Here is a 17,801-nt window from a genome sequence, read left to right as displayed (position 1 = left end):
GTCCATTTAGCATCCCGCCGAATGGGGTTGTTTCACATACCCCGCCATTGGCTCCATGCCGACAGGGTTTAGGTTACAGGGGTAAAATTTTACCCGATATAGTTCGATACTGCCATGACAAATATGACAAAAAGCCAATAACGCCGCCGCGCTTACTGCTGCGGCAACGCTAAAACTTCATGTGCATATGTCAGCGCACGCTGGATGACTTCGTCGATCGACATGCTGGTTGAATCCAGCACGAGGGCGTCGGAGGCCGGCACCAGTGGCGCGATAGGCCGATTACGGTCACGGTCATCCCGTTCCTTTATCTCGGCTAAAAGACGTTCAAAGTTAACATTAAAGCCCTTTTCCTGCAACTGTAGCATGCGGCGGTGCGCACGCTCTTCAGAACTGGCATCCAGGAAAATTTTTACCGGCGCATCGGGGAATACCACGGTGCCCATGTCGCGCCCATCGGCAATCAGGCCCGGGGCCTCGCGGAATGCACGCTGGCGCCGCAACAAGGCTTCACGCACGCGCGGAAAAGCCGCTGCCTGCGAAGCGGTATTGCCGACGGTTTCAGTGCGGATTTCATTGCTGACATCCTCACCTTCCAAAATCACCTGCAGTTTGCCACCTTCGGCAACAAAGCGAACATCGAGATGTGCGGCCAGGGGAACCAGCGCCTCCTCAGAAGTGATATCAACCTGATGATGCAGTGCCGCCAGTGCCAGTACGCGATAGATCGCACCGGAATCCAGCAAACGCCAACCAAGGGATTCGGCCAGCGCCTTACACAAAGTACCTTTGCCTGCGCCACTTGGTCCATCAACGGTTATCACCGGAGCTGTAGCCGTCATTTCTCTCTCCTTCAGGTAGAAAACCTCACAGGGACATAACCTGCCGTCAGCACAATGCGAAAGCATAATTAAAAGCGTCCCTGCCGCCTGCCCAGTCGGGGCAGTCACGGTGGCGTATTATACGCTGCCAAACGACTAACTGTTACCCTGGAACTGTCTGGTTGTTGAAAATAAGCGTACGTCCGCGCAAAAGTATAGTGGACGCCCGCAGCCTGCGGGCGTTAAAAACGATAAAGGCCCAATTAAGGGCCTTAAAAAAAAGCATCTGACTGTGGAATTATGCCAATTGACTGATGCGCGCCAGCTGTTCGAAGTAATCCGGGAAGGTTTTCGCGGTACATTTCGGATCGAGAATGGTCACTGGGGTGTCCGATAACGCCACCAGCGAGAAGCACATCGCCATACGGTGGTCATTATAGGTGCCGATATCGGCAAATTTCAGCTTGGCCGGTGGCACTACGTGAATGTAGTCTTCCCCTTCATCCACCTCAGCCCCCACTTTACGCAGCTCCGTCGCCATCGCCGCCAGGCGATCGGTCTCTTTGACCCGCCAGTTGTAGATATTGCGGATGGTGGTCGGGCCTTCGGCAAACAGGGCTGCGGTTGCGATGGTCATTGCCGCATCAGGAATATGGTTCATGTCCATGTCGATACCACGCAGTTCACCGCGGCTGCATTCAATATAGTCATCGCCCCAGGTAATACGTGCACCCATTTTTTCCAGCACGTCGGCAAACTTGGTGTCGCCCTGAACGCTTTTTCTACCAATGCCGGTAACGCGGACAGTACCGCCTTTAATCGCCGCCGCCGCCAGGAAATAAGACGCGGAAGAGGCATCCCCTTCCACCAGATAATCACCCGGTGAGCGATAGGTTTGGCCACCGCTAATGTGGAACACGCGATAGTTGTCGTGGCTGACTTCAACGCCGAAAGTGCGCATCAGATGCAGGGTGATATCAATGTACGGCTTGGAAACCAGCTCGCCCTTGATATGGATATGGGTGTCCTGTTTGGCCAGCGGTGCCGTCATCAGCAATGCGGTCAGAAACTGACTGGATACGCTGCCGTCCACGGTCACATCACCGCCCTGGAAGCCACCGCGCAGGCGCAATGGCGGGTAATCGGTCTGCTCCAGATAATCAATCTGCGCGCCACCCTGACGCAGGGCATCCACCAGATGACCGATTGGGCGCTCTTTCATCCGTGGTTCGCCGGTCAACACCACATCATTGCTGCCCAGGCACAGCGCAGCCGCCAAAGGGCGCATCGCGGTGCCGGCATTGCCGAGGAACAGCTCAAGCGGTTGATTAGCCACCAGCGGGCCGGCAACACCTTCGACTGTACAGGTGGTACGATCGTCTGACAGTTGGTAACTCACCCCTAATGCCTGTAGCGCATTCAGCATATGGCGCACGTCATCGCTGTCCAGCAGATTGGTCAGCGTCGTCGTCCCCTCCGCCAGCGCAGCCAGCAGCAGAGCACGGTTGGACACGCTCTTGGAGCCAGGTAAGTTGACGGTGCCATTGACCAAGGCAACCGGTTGTAACGTCAGGGAATCCACCATGTGAACAAAAATCTCCAAAATCTGATAAACGAAACGGCCCCGGGATAATGCCGGAGCCGCTTTAACGCAAAAGGACAACAGCGAAGGCTACCTGCTCACGGCAGGCGCCGGACTTAACCGTGACGACGTTCGAAGTCGACCATAAAGTCGGTTAAGGTCTTCACCCCGGCCAACGGCATTGCATTGTAAATAGAAGCACGCATGCCGCCAACCACCCGGTGACCTTTTAACGCCTGCAGGCCAATGGCTTCTGCTTCGCTGAGGAAGACTTTATCCAGCGCAGAATCCGCCAGTTGGAACGGCACGTTCATCCAGGAGCGGTTGGCATGCGCAACCCGGCTACGGTAGAAGTCAGAGCCATCGATGGTCGCGTACAGCAATTCGGCCTTGGCCTGATTGCGTTTGTGCATCTCTACCAGGCCGCCCTGCTCTTTCAGCCATTTGAACACCAGGCCGGACAGGTACCAGGCAAAGGTCGGCGGCGTGTTGAACATGGAATCGTTTTCGGCCAGCACGGTGTAATCGAGGATGGACGGGACTTCGCGACGCGCTTTGCCCAGCAGATCTTCACGTACAATCACCAGGGTCAGGCCGGCCGGCCCAATGTTTTTCTGCGCACCGGCGTAAATTACGCCGAAACGGCTGACGTCCAGCGGACCCGACAGAATGGTGGAGGAGTAATCGCCAATCACCACTTTATCGCCAAAGTCAGGTAACTCATCGATAGCTACGCCGTCGATGGTTTCATTCGGGCAATAGTGGACATAGGCCGCGTCATCGCTTAACTGCCACTCTTTCATCGGTTTGATGCCGAGCAGGCCGTCGACGTTGGTTTTCACGTCAATAGTGTTTGGCGAGCAGTATTTTTGCGCTTCGGTGATGGCGCTGTGCGCCCAGTAACCGCCGTCGATATAGTCCGCGGTGGTTTTGTCACCCAGCAGGTTCAACGGCAACGCAGCAAACTGTGCACGAGCGCCACCGTGGCAGAACAGCACTTTATAATTGGAGGGGATCTTCAGCAGATCGCGCAGATCCTGCTCGGACTGCTGGGCAACTTCGATAAACTCTTTACTGCGATGGCTAATTTCCATCACCGAGGTACCGAGGCCGTGCCAGTTGCACAGCTCCTGTTCTGCACGACGCAACACTTCAACCGGCAGCATTGCCGGGCCAGAGCTAAAATTATAAACCTGAGTCATTTCCCCTCACCACATTCACTATTCGCCAATGATACTGGCCTACCGAAATACGCCCGAAGTAACCCATCGGTTTTATCACTCACGCCCCCCGCCTGCAATGGTTATTCGCCCGATGCCGGGAAAGCCTTGAACGTGACGATAACAGGCTCTGCCAAATCACCGGTATTTTCTGCAATAAAACGCTGTGAAGGTGGCCAATTCAGTGGGTTAACGCGGTTTTTTATGCTGTATTCAGCCAACATGGCTAGGGGGCCCCAGGGCCCCCGAATGAGGAAAATGCACTCAGTATTGATTGAACATCTGCTGGATCTGTTTGGCGTCCTTGGTCTGCGTCAACGCCAGTTGAAGCAGGATCCGCGCCTTCTGCGGGTTCAGCGTACCGGAGGCGACAAAGCCGAACTTCGCGTCATCCACTTCAGCGTCTTCGGTGGTGGAGCCAGTGGGCACTCTGGAAGAACGCACCACGGCGACACCGTTATGTGCGGCCGTCGCCAGCGTATCGAACACCGTTTTATAAAGGTTGCCGTTACCGACCCCGGCACTGACGATGCCTTGATACCCTTCGGCGATCAAAGCCTTCGCAGGGGCATCGGAAGCATTGGCGTAATTGTAGATAATGCCTACCTTCGGCAACGCTGTCAGGTTAGACACGTCAAACGGGGTCTCGGTGGTGTGCTTGCGCTGCGGCGCACGCTGGTAATCAACCTTGCCGTTGTGGATGTAACCAAGCGGGCCGAAGTTTGGCGACTGGAAAGTCTGCACCGACGTAGTATTGGTTTTTGTCACATCGCGTGCATCCAACACGCTGTCGTTCATCGCCACCAACACCCCGCGTTTCGCCGATTGCGGATCTGCCGCCGTCACCACTGCGTTATACAGATTGAACGGACCATCAGCGCTCATCGCCGTTGCCGGGCGCATTGCCCCGACGATCACCACCGGTTTGTCACATTTGACCGTGAGATCCAGAAAATAGGCGGTCTCTTCCAGCGTATCTGTGCCGTGGGTAACGACAAAGCCGTCAGTTTTGGCGCAGTCGGCGTTGATTTTCTTCGCCAGCTTCAGCCACACCTCATCGTTCATGTCCTGCGACCCGATGTTCACCACCTGCTCGCCCTGCACGTTGGCGAGGTTTTTTAGCTCAGGCACAGCACTCACTAAAGCGTCAACGCCCAGTTTCCCCGCCGTATAGTTGGATTTCGTCGCCGATTCGCCACCGCCGGCAATGGTGCCGCCGGTCGCCAACAAGGTAATGGTAGGCAAAGCCAACGCCGAACCGCTCGCCCCCGCCAACAGTAGCGCCACGGCGCTGAGTTTCACTGATTTCATTGAGTTTCTCCATGATAGATAACCCGCTGAATTATGGCCCTTATCCCTAAAAAAACTGTGACTTTGCCACCGCTTTAGGAATACATGGAGCTTGAGCGTAAAACCCCGTATCATTGCGCGTTTTTAGTACGCTCAAAAAGTGAAGACAATGACGCAAACTTTTATCCCTGGCAAAGACGCCGCGCTGGAAGACTCTATCGCCCGTTTCCAACAGAAATTAAGCGACCTGGGTTTTAATATCGAAGAGGCCTCCTGGCTGAATCCGGTACCTCATGTATGGTCGGTTCATATCCGCGATCGCGATTGCCCGCTGTGCTTCACCAACGGCAAAGGCGCCAGCAAAAAAGCTGCTCTGGCCTCCGCTTTGGGCGAATACTTCGAACGCCTTTCCACCAACTACTTCTTTGCCGACTTCTATCTGGGGAAACAGATTGCCGAAGGTGACTTCGTGCATTACCCGAACGAGAAGTGGTTCCCGATCCCAGCCGATGACTCGCTGCCGGCCGGTATTCTCGATGAGCGTCTGCATGCTTTCTACAATCCGGATCAGGAAGTCAACGCAAGCGATCTGATCGATCTGCAGTCCGGTAATGGCGATCGCGGCATTTGCGCCCTGCCGTTCTCTCGCCAGTCAGACCAGCAGACCGTTTACATTCCGATGAACATCATCGGTAACCTGTACGTGTCCAACGGCATGTCCGCGGGTAATACCGCCAACGAAGCGCGCGTACAAGGCCTGTCCGAAGTGTTTGAGCGTTATGTGAAAAATCGCATCATCGCCGAATCCATCAGCCTGCCAGAGATCCCGGCCGAGGTACTGAACCGCTATCCTGGCGTGGTAGAAGCTATCGCCAAGCTTGAAGAAGAAGGCTTCCCGATCCTGTCTTACGACGCGTCGCTGGGCGGTAATTATCCGGTGATCTGCGTGGTGCTGTTTAACCCGGCTAACGGCACCTGTTTTGCCTCGTTCGGTGCCCATCCTGATTTCGGCGTGGCGCTTGAGCGTACCGTCACTGAGCTGCTGCAGGGCCGTAGCCTGAAAGATCTGGACGTGTTCACCGCACCGACCTTCGACGACGAAGAAGTGGCGGAGCACACTAACCTGGAAACCCACTTTATCGACTCCAGCGGTTTGATCTCCTGGGATATGTTCAAACAGGACGCAGATTACCCGTTTGTCGACTGGAGCTTCAGCGGCAGCACGCAGGAAGAATTCGCGACGCTGATGAGCATCTTCGACAAAGAAGGCGCTGAAGTGTATATCGCCGACTATGAACATTTGGATGTCTACGCCTGCCGCATCATCGTACCGGGCATGTCCGACATCTACCCGGCGGAAGACCTGCTGCTGGCCAACAACAGCATGGGGGCGCACCTGCGCGATACGCTGCTGGCGCTGCCGGGCAGCGAGTGGGAGCCGCAAGAGTATCTGGCGCTGTTAGAACGCCTAGACGACGAAGGCCTGGACGACTTCACCCGCGTGCGCGAGCTGCTGGGAATTGCTTCCGGCAAAGACAACGCCTGGTCTACCCTGCGTATCGGCGAGTTGAAGTCAATGCTGGCCCTGGCCGGCGGCGATCTGGATCAGGCGCTGATCTGGGCCGAATGGACGCAGGACTTCAACTCTTCCGTGTTGAGCCCGGCGCGCAGCAACTACTACCGTTGTTTGCAAACCCTGCTGCTGCTGACGCAGGAGCCTGAACGCGATCCGGCGCAATACTATTCCGCCTTCGTGAAAATGTACGGCCAGGAAACGGTGGATGCCGCCTCTGCGGCCATCAGCGGTGAAGAACGCTTTAACGGCCTGTTCGCTGTCGATAGCGATCTGAAAGCCTTACCGGCGCATCAGGCGCTGCTAGCGGCCTATGAAAAACTGCAGACCGCCAAGCGTCGCCATTGGGCGCAGGCATAATCTCAGTATCTGTGCGCCGGCGGCCTTCTGCCGGCGCAACACCAAGATAGAAAAAATAACAAAGAATTATTTGACGGTTAAATAGCCGTTTTTTTGTTTTATTTTTTTGCCTAATTACGCACTTAACGGTAAACAAGATAAATAAAACAGCAGTTGTTACGGACCGGTAAAATAATAATTAACCGATAATTAAACCTTGCCGCTCTGAAAGTGACAAAATGCGCTAAAATTTAACCTATTCAAGGTTGACGCGGTCGCAAATTCAAAATTATTTGCAAACATTAAAAAATTGTTTTTATTTAAAAATCAATAAATTAACCAAATAAACCTTGCGATTTATCTGGTTTTTGGCCGTTTTAGTTTCCCGCCTTATGATCCAAATCAATTTTTACCCTATACTGCTTTGCTAGTATCTCATTGCGTTGTTTTAACCCTTAAAAGCGAGAGTTAGTGTGAAAGCTGACAACCCCTTCGATCTGATATTACCTGCAGCAACGGCGAAAATCGCTGAAGATGCAGGTGTGTATAAAGCCACCAAGCACCCGCTGAAAACGTTTTATTTGGCGATCACTGCCGGCGTCTTTATTTCAATCGCATTCGTATTTTATATCACTGCGACTACCGGCACTGCCGGTGTGCCTTTCGGCCTGGCAAAACTGGTCGGCGGCATCTGCTTCTCTCTGGGGTTAATGCTGGTCGTGGTTTCAGGCGCCGACCTGTTCACTTCCACCGTGCTGATTGTCATCGCCAAGGCCAGCGGCCGCATCAGCTGGTACCAGTTGGCTGCCAACTGGCTAAATGTCTATATCGGCAACCTGATCGGCGCCCTGTTCTTCGTCGCGCTCATCTGGTTCTCCGGCGAACACATGGTGGCCAACGGCCAATGGGGACTGAACGTCCTGCAAACCGCTGACCACAAGCTGCATCACACCTTTGTTGAGGCCGTCTGCCTCGGCATCCTGGCTAACCTGATGGTTTGCCTGGCCGTGTGGATGAGTTACTCAGGCCGCAGCCTGATGGACAAAATGTTCGCCATGATCCTGCCGGTCGGCATGTTCGTCGCCAGCGGTTTCGAACACAGCATCGCCAACATGTTTATGATCCCTATGGGTATCGTGGTTAAAAACTTCGCCACGCCGGAATTCTGGCAAGCCATAGGGGCAGCACCCGAGCAGTTTGCTCATCTGACCGTAAGCAACTTTATCATCGACAATCTGATCCCAGTCACCATTGGCAACATCATTGGCGGCGGTTTACTGGTTGGGTTGACTTACTGGGTAATTTATCTGCGCGGTGGTGAACAACAGCACTAAGCTGTTAGTTATCGCGCGCCGAGTTAGAACTCCACAATTAAAGGTAGGTGTATAATGACCGAACTTAACGAAAAGTTAGCCAAAGCTTGGGAAGGTTTCAGCAAAGGTGACTGGCAGAACGAAGTCAACGTTCGTGACTTCATCCAGAAAAACTACACTCCTTACGAGGGTGATGAATCCTTCCTGGCTGGCGCAACTCAGGCCACCTCCACCCTGTGGGAAAAGGTTATGGAAGGGATCAAACTGGAAAACCGCACCCATGCGCCAGTTGATTTCGACACCAACGTTGCCGCGACCATCACTTCCCATGACGCTGGCTACATCGCTAAAGAGCTGGAAACCATCGTAGGTCTGCAGACTGACGCCCCTCTGAAACGCGCGCTGATCCCATTCGGCGGCATCAAAATGGTCGAAGGTTCTTGTAAGGTCTATGGCCGCGAACTGGATCCACAGCTGAAAAAAGTGTTCACCGAATACCGCAAAACCCACAACCAGGGCGTATTCGATGTTTACACCAAAGACATCCTGAACTGCCGTAAATCCGGCGTGCTGACTGGTCTGCCAGATGCATACGGCCGTGGTCGTATCATCGGTGACTACCGCCGCGTAGCCCTGTACGGCATCGATTTCCTGATGGCCGACAAACTGAACCAGTTCAAGTCACTGCAGACCAAGCTGGAAAACGGCGAAGATCTGGAAATGACCATCCAGCTGCGTGAAGAAATTGCTGAACAGCATCGCGCTCTGGGTCAGATCAAAGAAATGGCTGCCAAATACGGCTGCGATATCTCTGGTCCTGCTACCACCGCACAAGAAGCTGTACAGTGGACTTACTTCGGCTACCTGGCCGCGGTGAAATCTCAGAACGGCGCAGCAATGTCCTTCGGCCGCGTGTCTACCTTCCTTGACGTGTTCATTCAACGCGACATCGATGCAGGCAAACTGACTGAAGAACAAGCGCAGGAACTGATTGACCACCTGGTAATGAAACTGCGTATGGTGCGCTTCCTGCGTACCCCTGAGTATGATGAGCTGTTCTCCGGTGACCCAATCTGGGCGACCGAGTCCCTGGCAGGTATGGGCGTTGACGGCCGTACTCTGGTAACCAAAAACAGCTTCCGCTTCCTGAACACCCTGTACACCATGGGGCCGTCTCCGGAACCGAACATGACCATCCTGTGGTCTGAAAAACTGCCTCTGAACTTCAAAAAATACGCGGCGAAAGTGTCTATCGACACCTCTTCCGTACAGTATGAAAATGACGACCTGATGCGCCCAGACTTCAACAACGATGACTATGCCATCGCCTGTTGCGTCAGCCCGATGATTGTCGGTAAACAAATGCAGTTCTTCGGTGCCCGTGCCAACCTGGCGAAAACCATGTTGTACGCAATCAACGGCGGCGTTGATGAAAAACTGAAAATGCAGGTAGGCCCGAAAGAAGCGCCAATGATGGACACCGTGCTGGACTATGACAAAGTCATGGAACGCATGGACCACTTTATGGATTGGCTGGCCAAACAGTACGTGACCGCGCTGAACATCATTCACTACATGCACGACAAGTACAGCTATGAAGCTGCGCTGATGGCACTGCACGACCGTGACGTTTATCGCACCATGGCCTGCGGCATCGCCGGTCTGTCGGTTGCGGCTGACTCCCTGTCCGCCATCAAGTACGCTAAAGTCTCCACCATCCGTGACGAAGACGGTCTGGCTATCGACTTCAAAATCGAAGGTGAATATCCGCAGTTCGGTAACAACGATGCTCGCGTTGATGACATCGCCTGTGACCTGGTAGAACGTTTCATGAAGAAAATTCAGAAACTGCGTACCTACCGTAATGCGGTACCGACTCAGTCCGTACTGACCATCACTTCTAACGTGGTCTACGGCAAGAAAACCGGTAACACTCCAGACGGTCGCCGCGCTGGTGCGCCATTCGGTCCAGGTGCTAACCCAATGCACGGTCGCGACCAGAAAGGTGCTGTAGCCTCCCTGACCTCCGTAGCCAAACTGCCGTTTGCTTACGCGAAAGACGGGATCTCCTACACCTTCTCCATCGTGCCAAACGCGCTGGGTAAAGACGACGACGTGCGTAAAGCCAACCTGGCGGGTCTGATGGACGGTTACTTCCACCACGAAGCGTCTATCGAAGGTGGTCAACACCTGAACGTTAACGTGATGAACCGTGAAATGCTGCTGGACGCGATGGAAAACCCTGAGAAATACCCTCAGCTGACCATCCGCGTATCTGGTTATGCCGTTCGCTTCAACTCGCTGACCAAAGAACAACAGCAAGACGTCATTACTCGTACTTTCACTCAGTCGATGTAATTGCCCCATCCGGGCGGGGTTTCCCGCCCGGTAGTCAAGCTGAAATTCGGGGCCGGATCTTTCCGGCCTTTTTAGCAAATGCACTACCCTGACTCACTCAGAGTCTGTTTTGCCAGATAGCTATACTGAATGGAATTGGTGGATATCCGGCAAAACAGTTATCCGGCGTAATAACCGGCCAACAGGCATCGTTTCACCCCAGTCGTCGGGCCTAGCCCGGTTGCTGCATCGCTGATCCCTGGCTGGCGGTTATGAGCCTACTTTTAGACTGCGTTTGACAGTCAATATTGGAGAAAACCCCGCAATGTCAGTGAAAGGTCGCATCCACTCCTTCGAATCCTGTGGCACCGTAGACGGTCCGGGGATCCGCTTTATCGTCTTCTTCCAGGGCTGCCTGATGCGCTGCCTGTATTGCCATAACCGTGACACCTGGGATACCCACGGCGGGAAAGAAGTGACCGTTGAAGAGTTGATGAAAGATGCCGTCTCTTATCGTCACTTTATGAATGCCTCCGGCGGTGGCGTAACGGCCTCCGGTGGTGAAGCCATACTGCAGGCAGAATTCGTCCGCGATTGGTTCCGCGCCTGCCATGAAGAAGGGATCAATACCTGTCTGGACACCAACGGTTTTGTGCGCCGCTACGATCCGGTGATCGATGAGCTGCTGGATGCCACCGATTTGGTGATGCTGGATCTCAAACAGATGAACGACGACATTCACCAGAACCTGGTCGGCGTTTCCAACCACCGCACGCTGGATTTCGCCCGCTATCTGGCGAAACGTAATCAACGCACCTGGATCCGTTATGTGGTAGTGCCGGGCTGGTCAGACGATGACAAGTCGACGCATATGCTGGGTGAGTTCACCAAAGACATGACCAACATCGAGAAAATCGAACTGCTGCCCTATCACGAACTGGGTAAGCACAAATGGGTGGCGATGGGTGAAGAGTACAAGCTGGACGGCGTCCATCCGCCGAAAGCGGAAACCATGGATCGCGTGAAAAGCATTCTGGAAAGCTACGGCCACAAAGTCATTTACTGAGCCCGTTAGCTACAACAAAAAAACCCGGCACACGATGGCCGGGTTTTTTATGCTCAGGCGGCAGCCAACGGAGTGTGGTGACGATCCGGCTTTCTCAGCAGCATCATCAGATAGACCAGGGCAACGGCGGCAATCATCACAAACAACAGGCGGTCGGAATAATTTTGCATCAGCAGCGCCGTCATCGACGGGCCAAGCAGACTGCCGATGGTATAGCTCATCAACAATGCCTGGTTCATCGCCACCAGCTCATGCGGCAACGCCTTTTCACAAGCCCAGGACATCGCCACCGGATATAAGGTGAACCCGGCACAACCGAGAATAAACAACGCCGGTGCCATCGCATAGTTACCAAGCATGGCGATGCTGGCAAGGATCACCACAAACACCTGAATGCGCAGCACCAGCAAACGACCATAGCGGTCTGCCAGACGCCCAACCGGCCATTGCCCGACAATGCCTGAGCTGACCAGCAATGCCATCCAGTAACCCACGTTGGCATCACTCATGCCCTGATGGGACAGGTACAGCGGCATCAGGCCGTATAGCGAGCCGAGTACAATGCCGGAAATGACACAGCCATTAATCCCCAACCGCGCGCTACGGCGCTTCAACATTGGCCAAACCGCAGCCTGTTGGGGTTCGTCGTGCCGACTGTTAACCCGGGCAAACAGCATCGGCAGCGTGGCACTGAGCACGATGGCCGTGACCCATGGCACCACATTCAACAGTTCGGTCGATACCATGCTCAACAACAGTTGGCCGACAACCGTACCCAGGTAATAAACCATCATATAAGCCGCCAGCAATTGCCCACGGTTAGACAGATTACCGCTCCGCAGCAAGGCGCTTTCGACGATCACCCAGATCCAGGCGCAGCCGATGCCAGCAAAGAAACGCCAGCCCATCCAACTCCAAAAATCGAGCGACAATGCCATACCGGCAGTCGCCACGGCGAATACCACACAGGCAAGATGATAGCTGCGGGTAAAACCAATGCGCTGGATGAGTTTGCCCGCAATCAGCGTGCCGACCAGATTGCCGGTAAAGTAAGAGGAACTTACCATTCCTACCTGCCAGGTTGACAACTGAGCATGAGTCAACCAAAGAGGGACTAGCGTATTCAATACGGCGATAGAGACCGTGAGCAGCAACAAGCCACAGAGCAGCAGGAGCACTGGGCGGGAGTATGCGGACATAGTGAGATTGAAACCGAACGCGCAATGAGAGTGCGCGCATCATGCCACTGGCGATAAAAAAGTCAATCAGCTCTTATATGTATACCGCACAATTTGTATTACGCGGCCTATTTAACGGCGGAGTGGCCGCCGGCGCCTGCAATTTTAGGCACCTGACGGCCATTCATTTTTTATCAGAAATACAGTTCTAAAGATTCAACTTCAGTCGTACATTCCGCGCCCCAGGCACCCAGGGTGATTTGCGCTAATTGCGCCAGTCCCTGATAGAAAGGATGCTGAGCATTGGCTTCCAGCAGTTCCAGATAGCGTGGTGCCCATGGCAACAAATGTTTCGTCAGTAGTTGCTCGACCAACCCGCCCTGACGTTCTTCGGCCAGCCACGCCACCATCATCAGCAAAGTGCCAATATGATCTTCCGGCTCATTGCGATCGTGCTGAGCTTCAATGCCGTTGGCCCGTAACCACTTGCGCAACCGCAGGGTCGAATGACCAAACAGCACGTTCTCTTTGTCCAGATACACCGAACCCCATAATGGCGCCGGTAAGGTATCAGGCCCCACAAACAGACGTTGGTAAGCTTCCGCCAGGGATTCATCCTGTTGATCTTCAATACCGGTCGCAATCAGCGCAGCCGCCTTCTGTAACCGATCAGCATCGCCGTACGGCCACTCTTTGACCCACTCAGATTCAGACAGGGTTGCCAACAGCTGTTGGCCGTCTTCACTTTCTGGCGGCGCGTACAGCAACACACCCAGCACCCGCCCCGTTAAAGCGATATTTTCAAGCGTCATAAATCAAGGATCCTTTTAAGGGCGCAGTTTATCACTGCGCCTCACTACAATATTAACCGGCCACCGCCATGCCGACGGTCATATGCAGGCCGTAGAACACGCCCCGCCCGACCAGCTCACCGGCGATAACCAGAATCAAACCTAAAGCCATTCCCATCACGCTAGCGTTACCACGGCGCAACAGCGGGCAGATCCAGCAGCCTAACCCCAGCACCACCAGCACCAAACGCCCAACCATTAATTGGCCGTACTGTGGGATCAGCGCTGATGCCTGCTGTACCGAACTGCTGATGCTGGCCAGTTCGTAGCCTTGCATCATAACGGTCCCCAGACTGACCAACAGCGCCACCACGCTCAGAGTAGCCAGTGAATGCCGGGTTGTAACATCCAGCCCCGCAAAACGCAGCAACAAAACGCCCAGCATCGGCCCCCCGATCGGTACCGTCAGGAAAAAGCTCAGCGTAGTGTAACCGTTATGCCAGGTTGGCACCGTATCGATTTGATATACCCGCGTCATCATGTAAACAAAGACCAGGCCCAGTGCCATGGTCACCCACAACCACACGCGCCCCAATAACGGCGGTATTTTGCCCAATACCGCCAACAGCCAATAACAACCGCCGACGGCGAAGAACAAGGCGCCAGCGGCTATTTCGTTACTCAATGCCGAAGCGCCAATGCGGTTCAACGAGTTGAACGCCCGCCACGGCGAACCGAGGTGCAGCGTGGAAGCCATGAAAGCGATGCCCATCAACAACCACAGGAAGAACATCGCGCGGTGAACTGCCCTGCGCTGCTGTTCGTTCAGGTTACCGCCAATTATGGTGAGCCCCATGACGATAACCCCCCCTACCACACATTGTCCCAATACGGTAAACAACATCAGCGGCCATTCTTGCCATCCCATGCCCATATCAAACCTCCCTTGGATTGGCCAAATAGCCAGTGGTGTCGCCACTTGGGCGGCTGTTGGCATTGGGTTTTACCACCAGGCACGGTCGGGTAAAATGCGCCGCCGGCAAGGGGGCCACCTGCGCCAGAGAACCATGCTGCTGCCGCAGTTGCTCAATCGGGCCAAAATCCAGGGCCCGCAGTGGACAAGATTCCACGCAGATAGGTTTATGGCCTTCGGCTACCCGCTTATAACAGCCATCGCACTTGGTCATGTGGCCCTTGGTCGAATTGTACTGCGGTGCGCCGTATGGGCAGGCCATATGGCAGTAGCGACAGCCGATACACACCTCTTCATTCACCACCACAAAGCCGTCTTCCCGCTTGTGCATCGCGCCGGTCGGACACACTTTGGTGCAGGCGGGATCTTCACAGTGGTTGCAGGCAATCGACAAATAATAAGCGAATACATTTTGTTGCCAGCCGTCGCCATCCTGGAACCAATCTCCTCCGGCATATTCATAGATGCGGCGGAAACTGACGTCCGGCGTCAAATTTTTATAGTCTTTGCAGGCCAGTTCGCAGGTTTTGCAGCCAGTGCAACGACTTGAATCGATAAAGAATCCATATTGCTGAGTCATTTGGTCCTCCCTTACACCCGAGGTAGTTGGAGTTGCATCGCGGCGGCAACTAAGCGCATCCCCAGGATGCGTACAGGTAGTACGTGACTGGGGTAAGCGCAGGCGGCCAACAAAGATGCGGCTTCAAGTACGCAGGGTTATACCTTTTCGATTTGAATCAGGTTGGTATGCTGCGGATTACCCTTGGCCAACGGCGAAGGCCGGTGGGTGGTCAGGGTATTCATACAGGCACCATGGTCGACACGGTCACCGCGCATATCGGCCTGATGCCAGGCTCCCTGCCCCATCGCGACAACGCCAGGCATGATCCGCGGCGTCACTTTGGCTTCGACACGCACTTCGCCACGCCCATTAAATACCCGCACCTTGTCGCCGCCGATAATGCCGCGCGACTGGGCGTCCAGTGGGTTGATCCACACCTCCTGACGACAGGCCGCCTGCAACACATCGATGTTGCCGTAGGTCGAGTGGGTACGGGCCTTGTAATGGAAGCCAAACATTTGCAATGGGTAAGTGTTGCGCAGAGGATCGTCCCAACCTTCAAAAGTAGAGGCGTAAATTGGCAACGGGCTGATGGTTTCATCTTTTTCCAACTGCCAGCTGTCGGCGATCTCAGCCAGCCTGGAGGAATAGATTTCTATTTTGCCGGAAGGCGTTTTTAATGGATTCGCTTCGGGATCCTGACGGAATTTTTTGTAGGCGACAAAATGCCCATTGGGATCTTTGCGCTTATAAATCCCCATACTGCGCAACTCTTCATAACCCGGCAGCAGCGGATCCCTGTCTTGCATTTTGGCGTACAAATGTTGCAACCATTGTGCCTGGGTACGCCCTTCGGTGAACTTCTGATGCACCTCAGGCCCCAGCCGACGCGCCACTTCACTCAGCACCTCATAGATGCCCTTGCGTTCAAATTTGGCGGGGGTTGCAGGCTGGATAAAGATCAGGTACCCCATGTTGCCGGCATAGTCGTTGGGAATAATGTCTTCCTGTTCGACGGTCATCAGATCCGGCAGTAAAATGTCGGCATATTTGGCCGACGAGGTCATAAAGTTTTCGAGCACCACGATCATTTCGCACTGGGATTCGTCCTGCAAAATATCGTGGGTTTTATTGATGTCGGAATGCTGGTTGGTGATGGTGTTACCGGCATAGTTCCAGATGAACTTGATCGGCACATTCAGTTTGTCCTGCCCACGTACCCCGTCGCGTTTGGCGGTCATCTCCGGACCGCGCACTATGGCATCGGTCCAGCTAAAACAGGAGATTTGCGCTTTGACCGGGTTTGCCAATACCGGCATCCGCTCAATAGTAATGGTGTAGGTTGATTCACGCGCCCCGCTGTTGCCGCCATTGATGCCAACATTGCCGGTCAGGATAGGCAGCATGGCGATTGCACGCGAGGTCAGTTCGCCATTGGCCTGTCGCTGTGGCCCCCAGCCCTGGCAGATGTAGGCTGGTTTCGCCGTGCCTATTTCCCGCGCCAGTTTGATAATACGTTCGGCCGGAATGCCGGTAATTTTCGCCGCCCACTGCGGCGTTTTTTCAACGCCGTCTTCACCTTGCCCAAGAATGTAAGCCTTATAATGCCCATTTACCGGCGCATCGGCTGGCAAGGTTTTTTCGTCATAGCCGATGCAATACCGATCCAGAAACGGTTGGTCGACCAACTGTTCGCTGATCAATACATGCGCCAGCCCGGCAACCAATGCCGCATCCGTGCCGGGACGAATAGGGATCCATTCGTCCTCACGTCCGGCGGCCGTATCGGTGTAACGCGGATCGATAACGATCATGCGCGCATGGGAACGTTCACGCGCCTGCTCCAGATAATAGGTAATGCCGCCGCCGCTCATCCGCGTTTCCGCCGGGTTGTTACCGAACATCACCACCAGCTTGCTGTTTTCGATGTCAGACGTGCTGTTGCCTTCGTTGCTGCCATAGGTATAGGGCATGGCGCAGGCGATTTGCGCTGTGCTGTAGGTGCCATACTGGCTGAGGTAACCGCCATAGCAGTTCATCAGCCGAGCGACCAGCGACGCATTCGGTGACGAACGGGTAATGTTGCCGCCGACGATGCCCGAGGTGTAATTGATATATACTGCTTCGTTACCGTACTGTTCGACGATGCGTTTTAGGTTGTCGGCAATGCTATCAAAAGCTTCTTCCCAACTGATGCGCTTGAACTTGCCTTCACCCCGCTTGCCAACGCGTTTCATCGGGTAATTCAGACGATCGGGATGATTCATGCGGCGGCGAATAGAACGGCCACGCAAACAGGCCCGAACCTGGTGGTCGCCATATGCGTCCAGTCCGGTGTTATCGGTTTCGACCCAATAGACTTCGTTATCACGCACGTGCAAACGCAAGGCGCAGCGGCTGCCGCAGTTGACCGAGCAAGCCCCCCAAACCACTTTATCCTGCGCGGTTTTTTGCACACTTTCGCTGATTGAATCCGCCAATGCGCGGCGACTAAACGGTAAGGCTATACCCCCCACGGCCATAGCCAGCCCGACGATACCGCCGGACTTTACCAAGGCGCGACGGCTGACGCCTGCAGACACTTGGCTGTTTTCTTTGTTTTCCGACATAACTCACTCCACGTTTTACCCTGGTATTGATAAACGTCATGCCTTTGACTCAAGGCGGCGAGCAGAGGAGACAGAACTGATGTCTGCTGATGAGCTTGAGTAAAAACCCTCCTCTATACAGGGATATTACTCAGAAGTGGGTAGTGA

The 17,801-nt window shown here is 54.3% G+C and carries 13 protein-coding genes; 4 read left to right on the top strand and 9 right to left on the bottom strand.

What is annotated here, in order from left to right:
- Window positions 1-152: 152 nt before the first annotated feature.
- The 4 genes from cmk to ansB form a co-directional block, all read right to left on the bottom strand.
- Window positions 153-842, bottom strand: coding sequence for a (d)CMP kinase (gene cmk / locus M2407_RS03490; protein ID WP_020826129.1), 690 nt, complete (start codon window positions 840-842; stop codon window positions 153-155).
- A 277-nt stretch (window positions 843-1,119) separates the two neighbouring features.
- Window positions 1,120-2,406, bottom strand: coding sequence for a 3-phosphoshikimate 1-carboxyvinyltransferase (gene aroA / locus M2407_RS03485; RefSeq protein WP_128864116.1), 1,287 nt, complete (start codon window positions 2,404-2,406; stop codon window positions 1,120-1,122).
- A gap of 113 nt (window positions 2,407-2,519) precedes the next feature.
- Window positions 2,520-3,605, bottom strand: coding sequence for a 3-phosphoserine/phosphohydroxythreonine transaminase (gene serC / locus M2407_RS03480; protein WP_044549527.1), 1,086 nt, complete (start codon window positions 3,603-3,605; stop codon window positions 2,520-2,522).
- A gap of 282 nt (window positions 3,606-3,887) precedes the next feature.
- Window positions 3,888-4,934, bottom strand: a complete 1,047-nt coding sequence (gene ansB, locus M2407_RS03475) for an L-asparaginase 2 (RefSeq protein WP_020826125.1) — start codon at window positions 4,932-4,934, stop codon at window positions 3,888-3,890.
- Between the two features lie 148 nt (window positions 4,935-5,082).
- Here ansB and ycaO point away from each other — a divergent pair, with 148 nt between their 5' ends.
- The 4 genes from ycaO (at window position 5,083) to pflA (ending at window position 11,541) form a co-directional block, all read left to right on the top strand.
- Window positions 5,083-6,846, top strand: a complete 1,764-nt coding sequence (ycaO, locus tag M2407_RS03470; RefSeq protein WP_128864115.1) for a 30S ribosomal protein S12 methylthiotransferase accessory factor YcaO — start codon at window positions 5,083-5,085, stop codon at window positions 6,844-6,846.
- Between the two features lie 452 nt (window positions 6,847-7,298).
- Window positions 7,299-8,159 (top strand): formate transporter FocA, encoded by an 861-nt coding sequence (focA, locus tag M2407_RS03465; RefSeq protein ID WP_020826123.1) that lies wholly within the window; start codon window positions 7,299-7,301, stop codon window positions 8,157-8,159.
- 54 nt (window positions 8,160-8,213) lie between these two features.
- Window positions 8,214-10,496: a formate C-acetyltransferase gene (gene pflB, locus M2407_RS03460; RefSeq protein WP_020826122.1), complete on the top strand. Its 2,283-nt coding sequence runs from the start codon at window positions 8,214-8,216 to the stop codon at window positions 10,494-10,496.
- A gap of 304 nt (window positions 10,497-10,800) precedes the next feature.
- Window positions 10,801-11,541, top strand: a complete 741-nt coding sequence (gene pflA / locus M2407_RS03455; protein WP_020826121.1) for a pyruvate formate lyase 1-activating protein — start codon at window positions 10,801-10,803, stop codon at window positions 11,539-11,541.
- A gap of 53 nt (window positions 11,542-11,594) precedes the next feature.
- Here pflA and M2407_RS03450 read toward each other — a convergent pair whose 3' ends face one another.
- The 5 genes from M2407_RS03450 to ynfE all read right to left on the bottom strand — a co-directional run bounded on the left by M2407_RS03450 (window position 11,595) and on the right by ynfE (window position 17,654).
- Window positions 11,595-12,740 carry an MFS transporter gene (locus M2407_RS03450; protein WP_122078121.1) on the bottom strand — a complete coding sequence of 382 codons (1,146 nt, stop codon included), beginning with the start codon at window positions 12,738-12,740 and terminating at the stop codon, window positions 11,595-11,597.
- 173 nt (window positions 12,741-12,913) lie between these two features.
- Entirely contained in the window at window positions 12,914-13,531 is a 618-nt protein-coding gene (gene dmsD / locus M2407_RS03445) for a Tat proofreading chaperone DmsD (protein WP_259216746.1), read from the bottom strand.
- 52 nt (window positions 13,532-13,583) lie between these two features.
- Complete coding sequence (locus tag M2407_RS03440; protein WP_259216744.1) at window positions 13,584-14,444, bottom strand: dimethyl sulfoxide reductase anchor subunit family protein; 861 nt, start codon at window positions 14,442-14,444, stop codon at window positions 13,584-13,586.
- Between the two features lies 1 nt (window position 14,445).
- Entirely contained in the window at window positions 14,446-15,063 is a 618-nt protein-coding gene (locus M2407_RS03435) for a DMSO/selenate family reductase complex B subunit (RefSeq protein ID WP_259216743.1), read from the bottom strand.
- A 137-nt stretch (window positions 15,064-15,200) separates the two neighbouring features.
- Complete coding sequence (gene ynfE, locus M2407_RS03430) at window positions 15,201-17,654, bottom strand: selenate/tellurate reductase subunit YnfE (RefSeq protein WP_198639828.1); 2,454 nt, start codon at window positions 17,652-17,654, stop codon at window positions 15,201-15,203.
- Window positions 17,655-17,801: the final 147 nt, after the last annotated feature.

The sequence above is a fragment of the Serratia sp. BIGb0234 genome (assembly GCF_024809915.1).
Classification (GTDB): Bacteria; Pseudomonadota; Gammaproteobacteria; order Enterobacterales; family Enterobacteriaceae; genus Serratia; species Serratia liquefaciens.
This window is presented reverse-complemented; position numbering and strand designations above follow the sequence as displayed.

Excerpts from the sequence above, each read along its gene's own strand:
- ycaO (WP_128864115.1), top strand. The coding sequence starts at position 5,083 with ATGACGCAAACTTTTATCCCTGGCAAAGACGCCGCGCTGGAAGACTCT.
- pflB (WP_020826122.1), top strand. The coding sequence starts at position 8,214 with ATGACCGAACTTAACGAAAAGTTAGCCAAAGCTTGGGAAGGTTTCAGC.
- pflA (WP_020826121.1), top strand. The coding sequence starts at position 10,801 with ATGTCAGTGAAAGGTCGCATCCACTCCTTCGAATCCTGTGGCACCGTA.
- ynfE (WP_198639828.1), bottom strand. The coding sequence starts at position 17,654 with ATGTCGGAAAACAAAGAAAACAGCCAAGTGTCTGCAGGCGTCAGCCGT.
- serC (WP_044549527.1), bottom strand. The coding sequence starts at position 3,605 with ATGACTCAGGTTTATAATTTTAGCTCTGGCCCGGCAATGCTGCCGGTT.
- aroA (WP_128864116.1), bottom strand. The coding sequence starts at position 2,406 with ATGGTGGATTCCCTGACGTTACAACCGGTTGCCTTGGTCAATGGCACC.
- cmk (WP_020826129.1), bottom strand. The coding sequence starts at position 842 with ATGACGGCTACAGCTCCGGTGATAACCGTTGATGGACCAAGTGGCGCA.
- M2407_RS03440 (WP_259216744.1), bottom strand. The coding sequence starts at position 14,444 with ATGGGCATGGGATGGCAAGAATGGCCGCTGATGTTGTTTACCGTATTG.
- ansB (WP_020826125.1), bottom strand. The coding sequence starts at position 4,934 with ATGAAATCAGTGAAACTCAGCGCCGTGGCGCTACTGTTGGCGGGGGCG.
- M2407_RS03450 (WP_122078121.1), bottom strand. The coding sequence starts at position 12,740 with ATGTCCGCATACTCCCGCCCAGTGCTCCTGCTGCTCTGTGGCTTGTTG.
- M2407_RS03435 (WP_259216743.1), bottom strand. The coding sequence starts at position 15,063 with ATGACTCAGCAATATGGATTCTTTATCGATTCAAGTCGTTGCACTGGC.
- dmsD (WP_259216746.1), bottom strand. The coding sequence starts at position 13,531 with ATGACGCTTGAAAATATCGCTTTAACGGGGCGGGTGCTGGGTGTGTTG.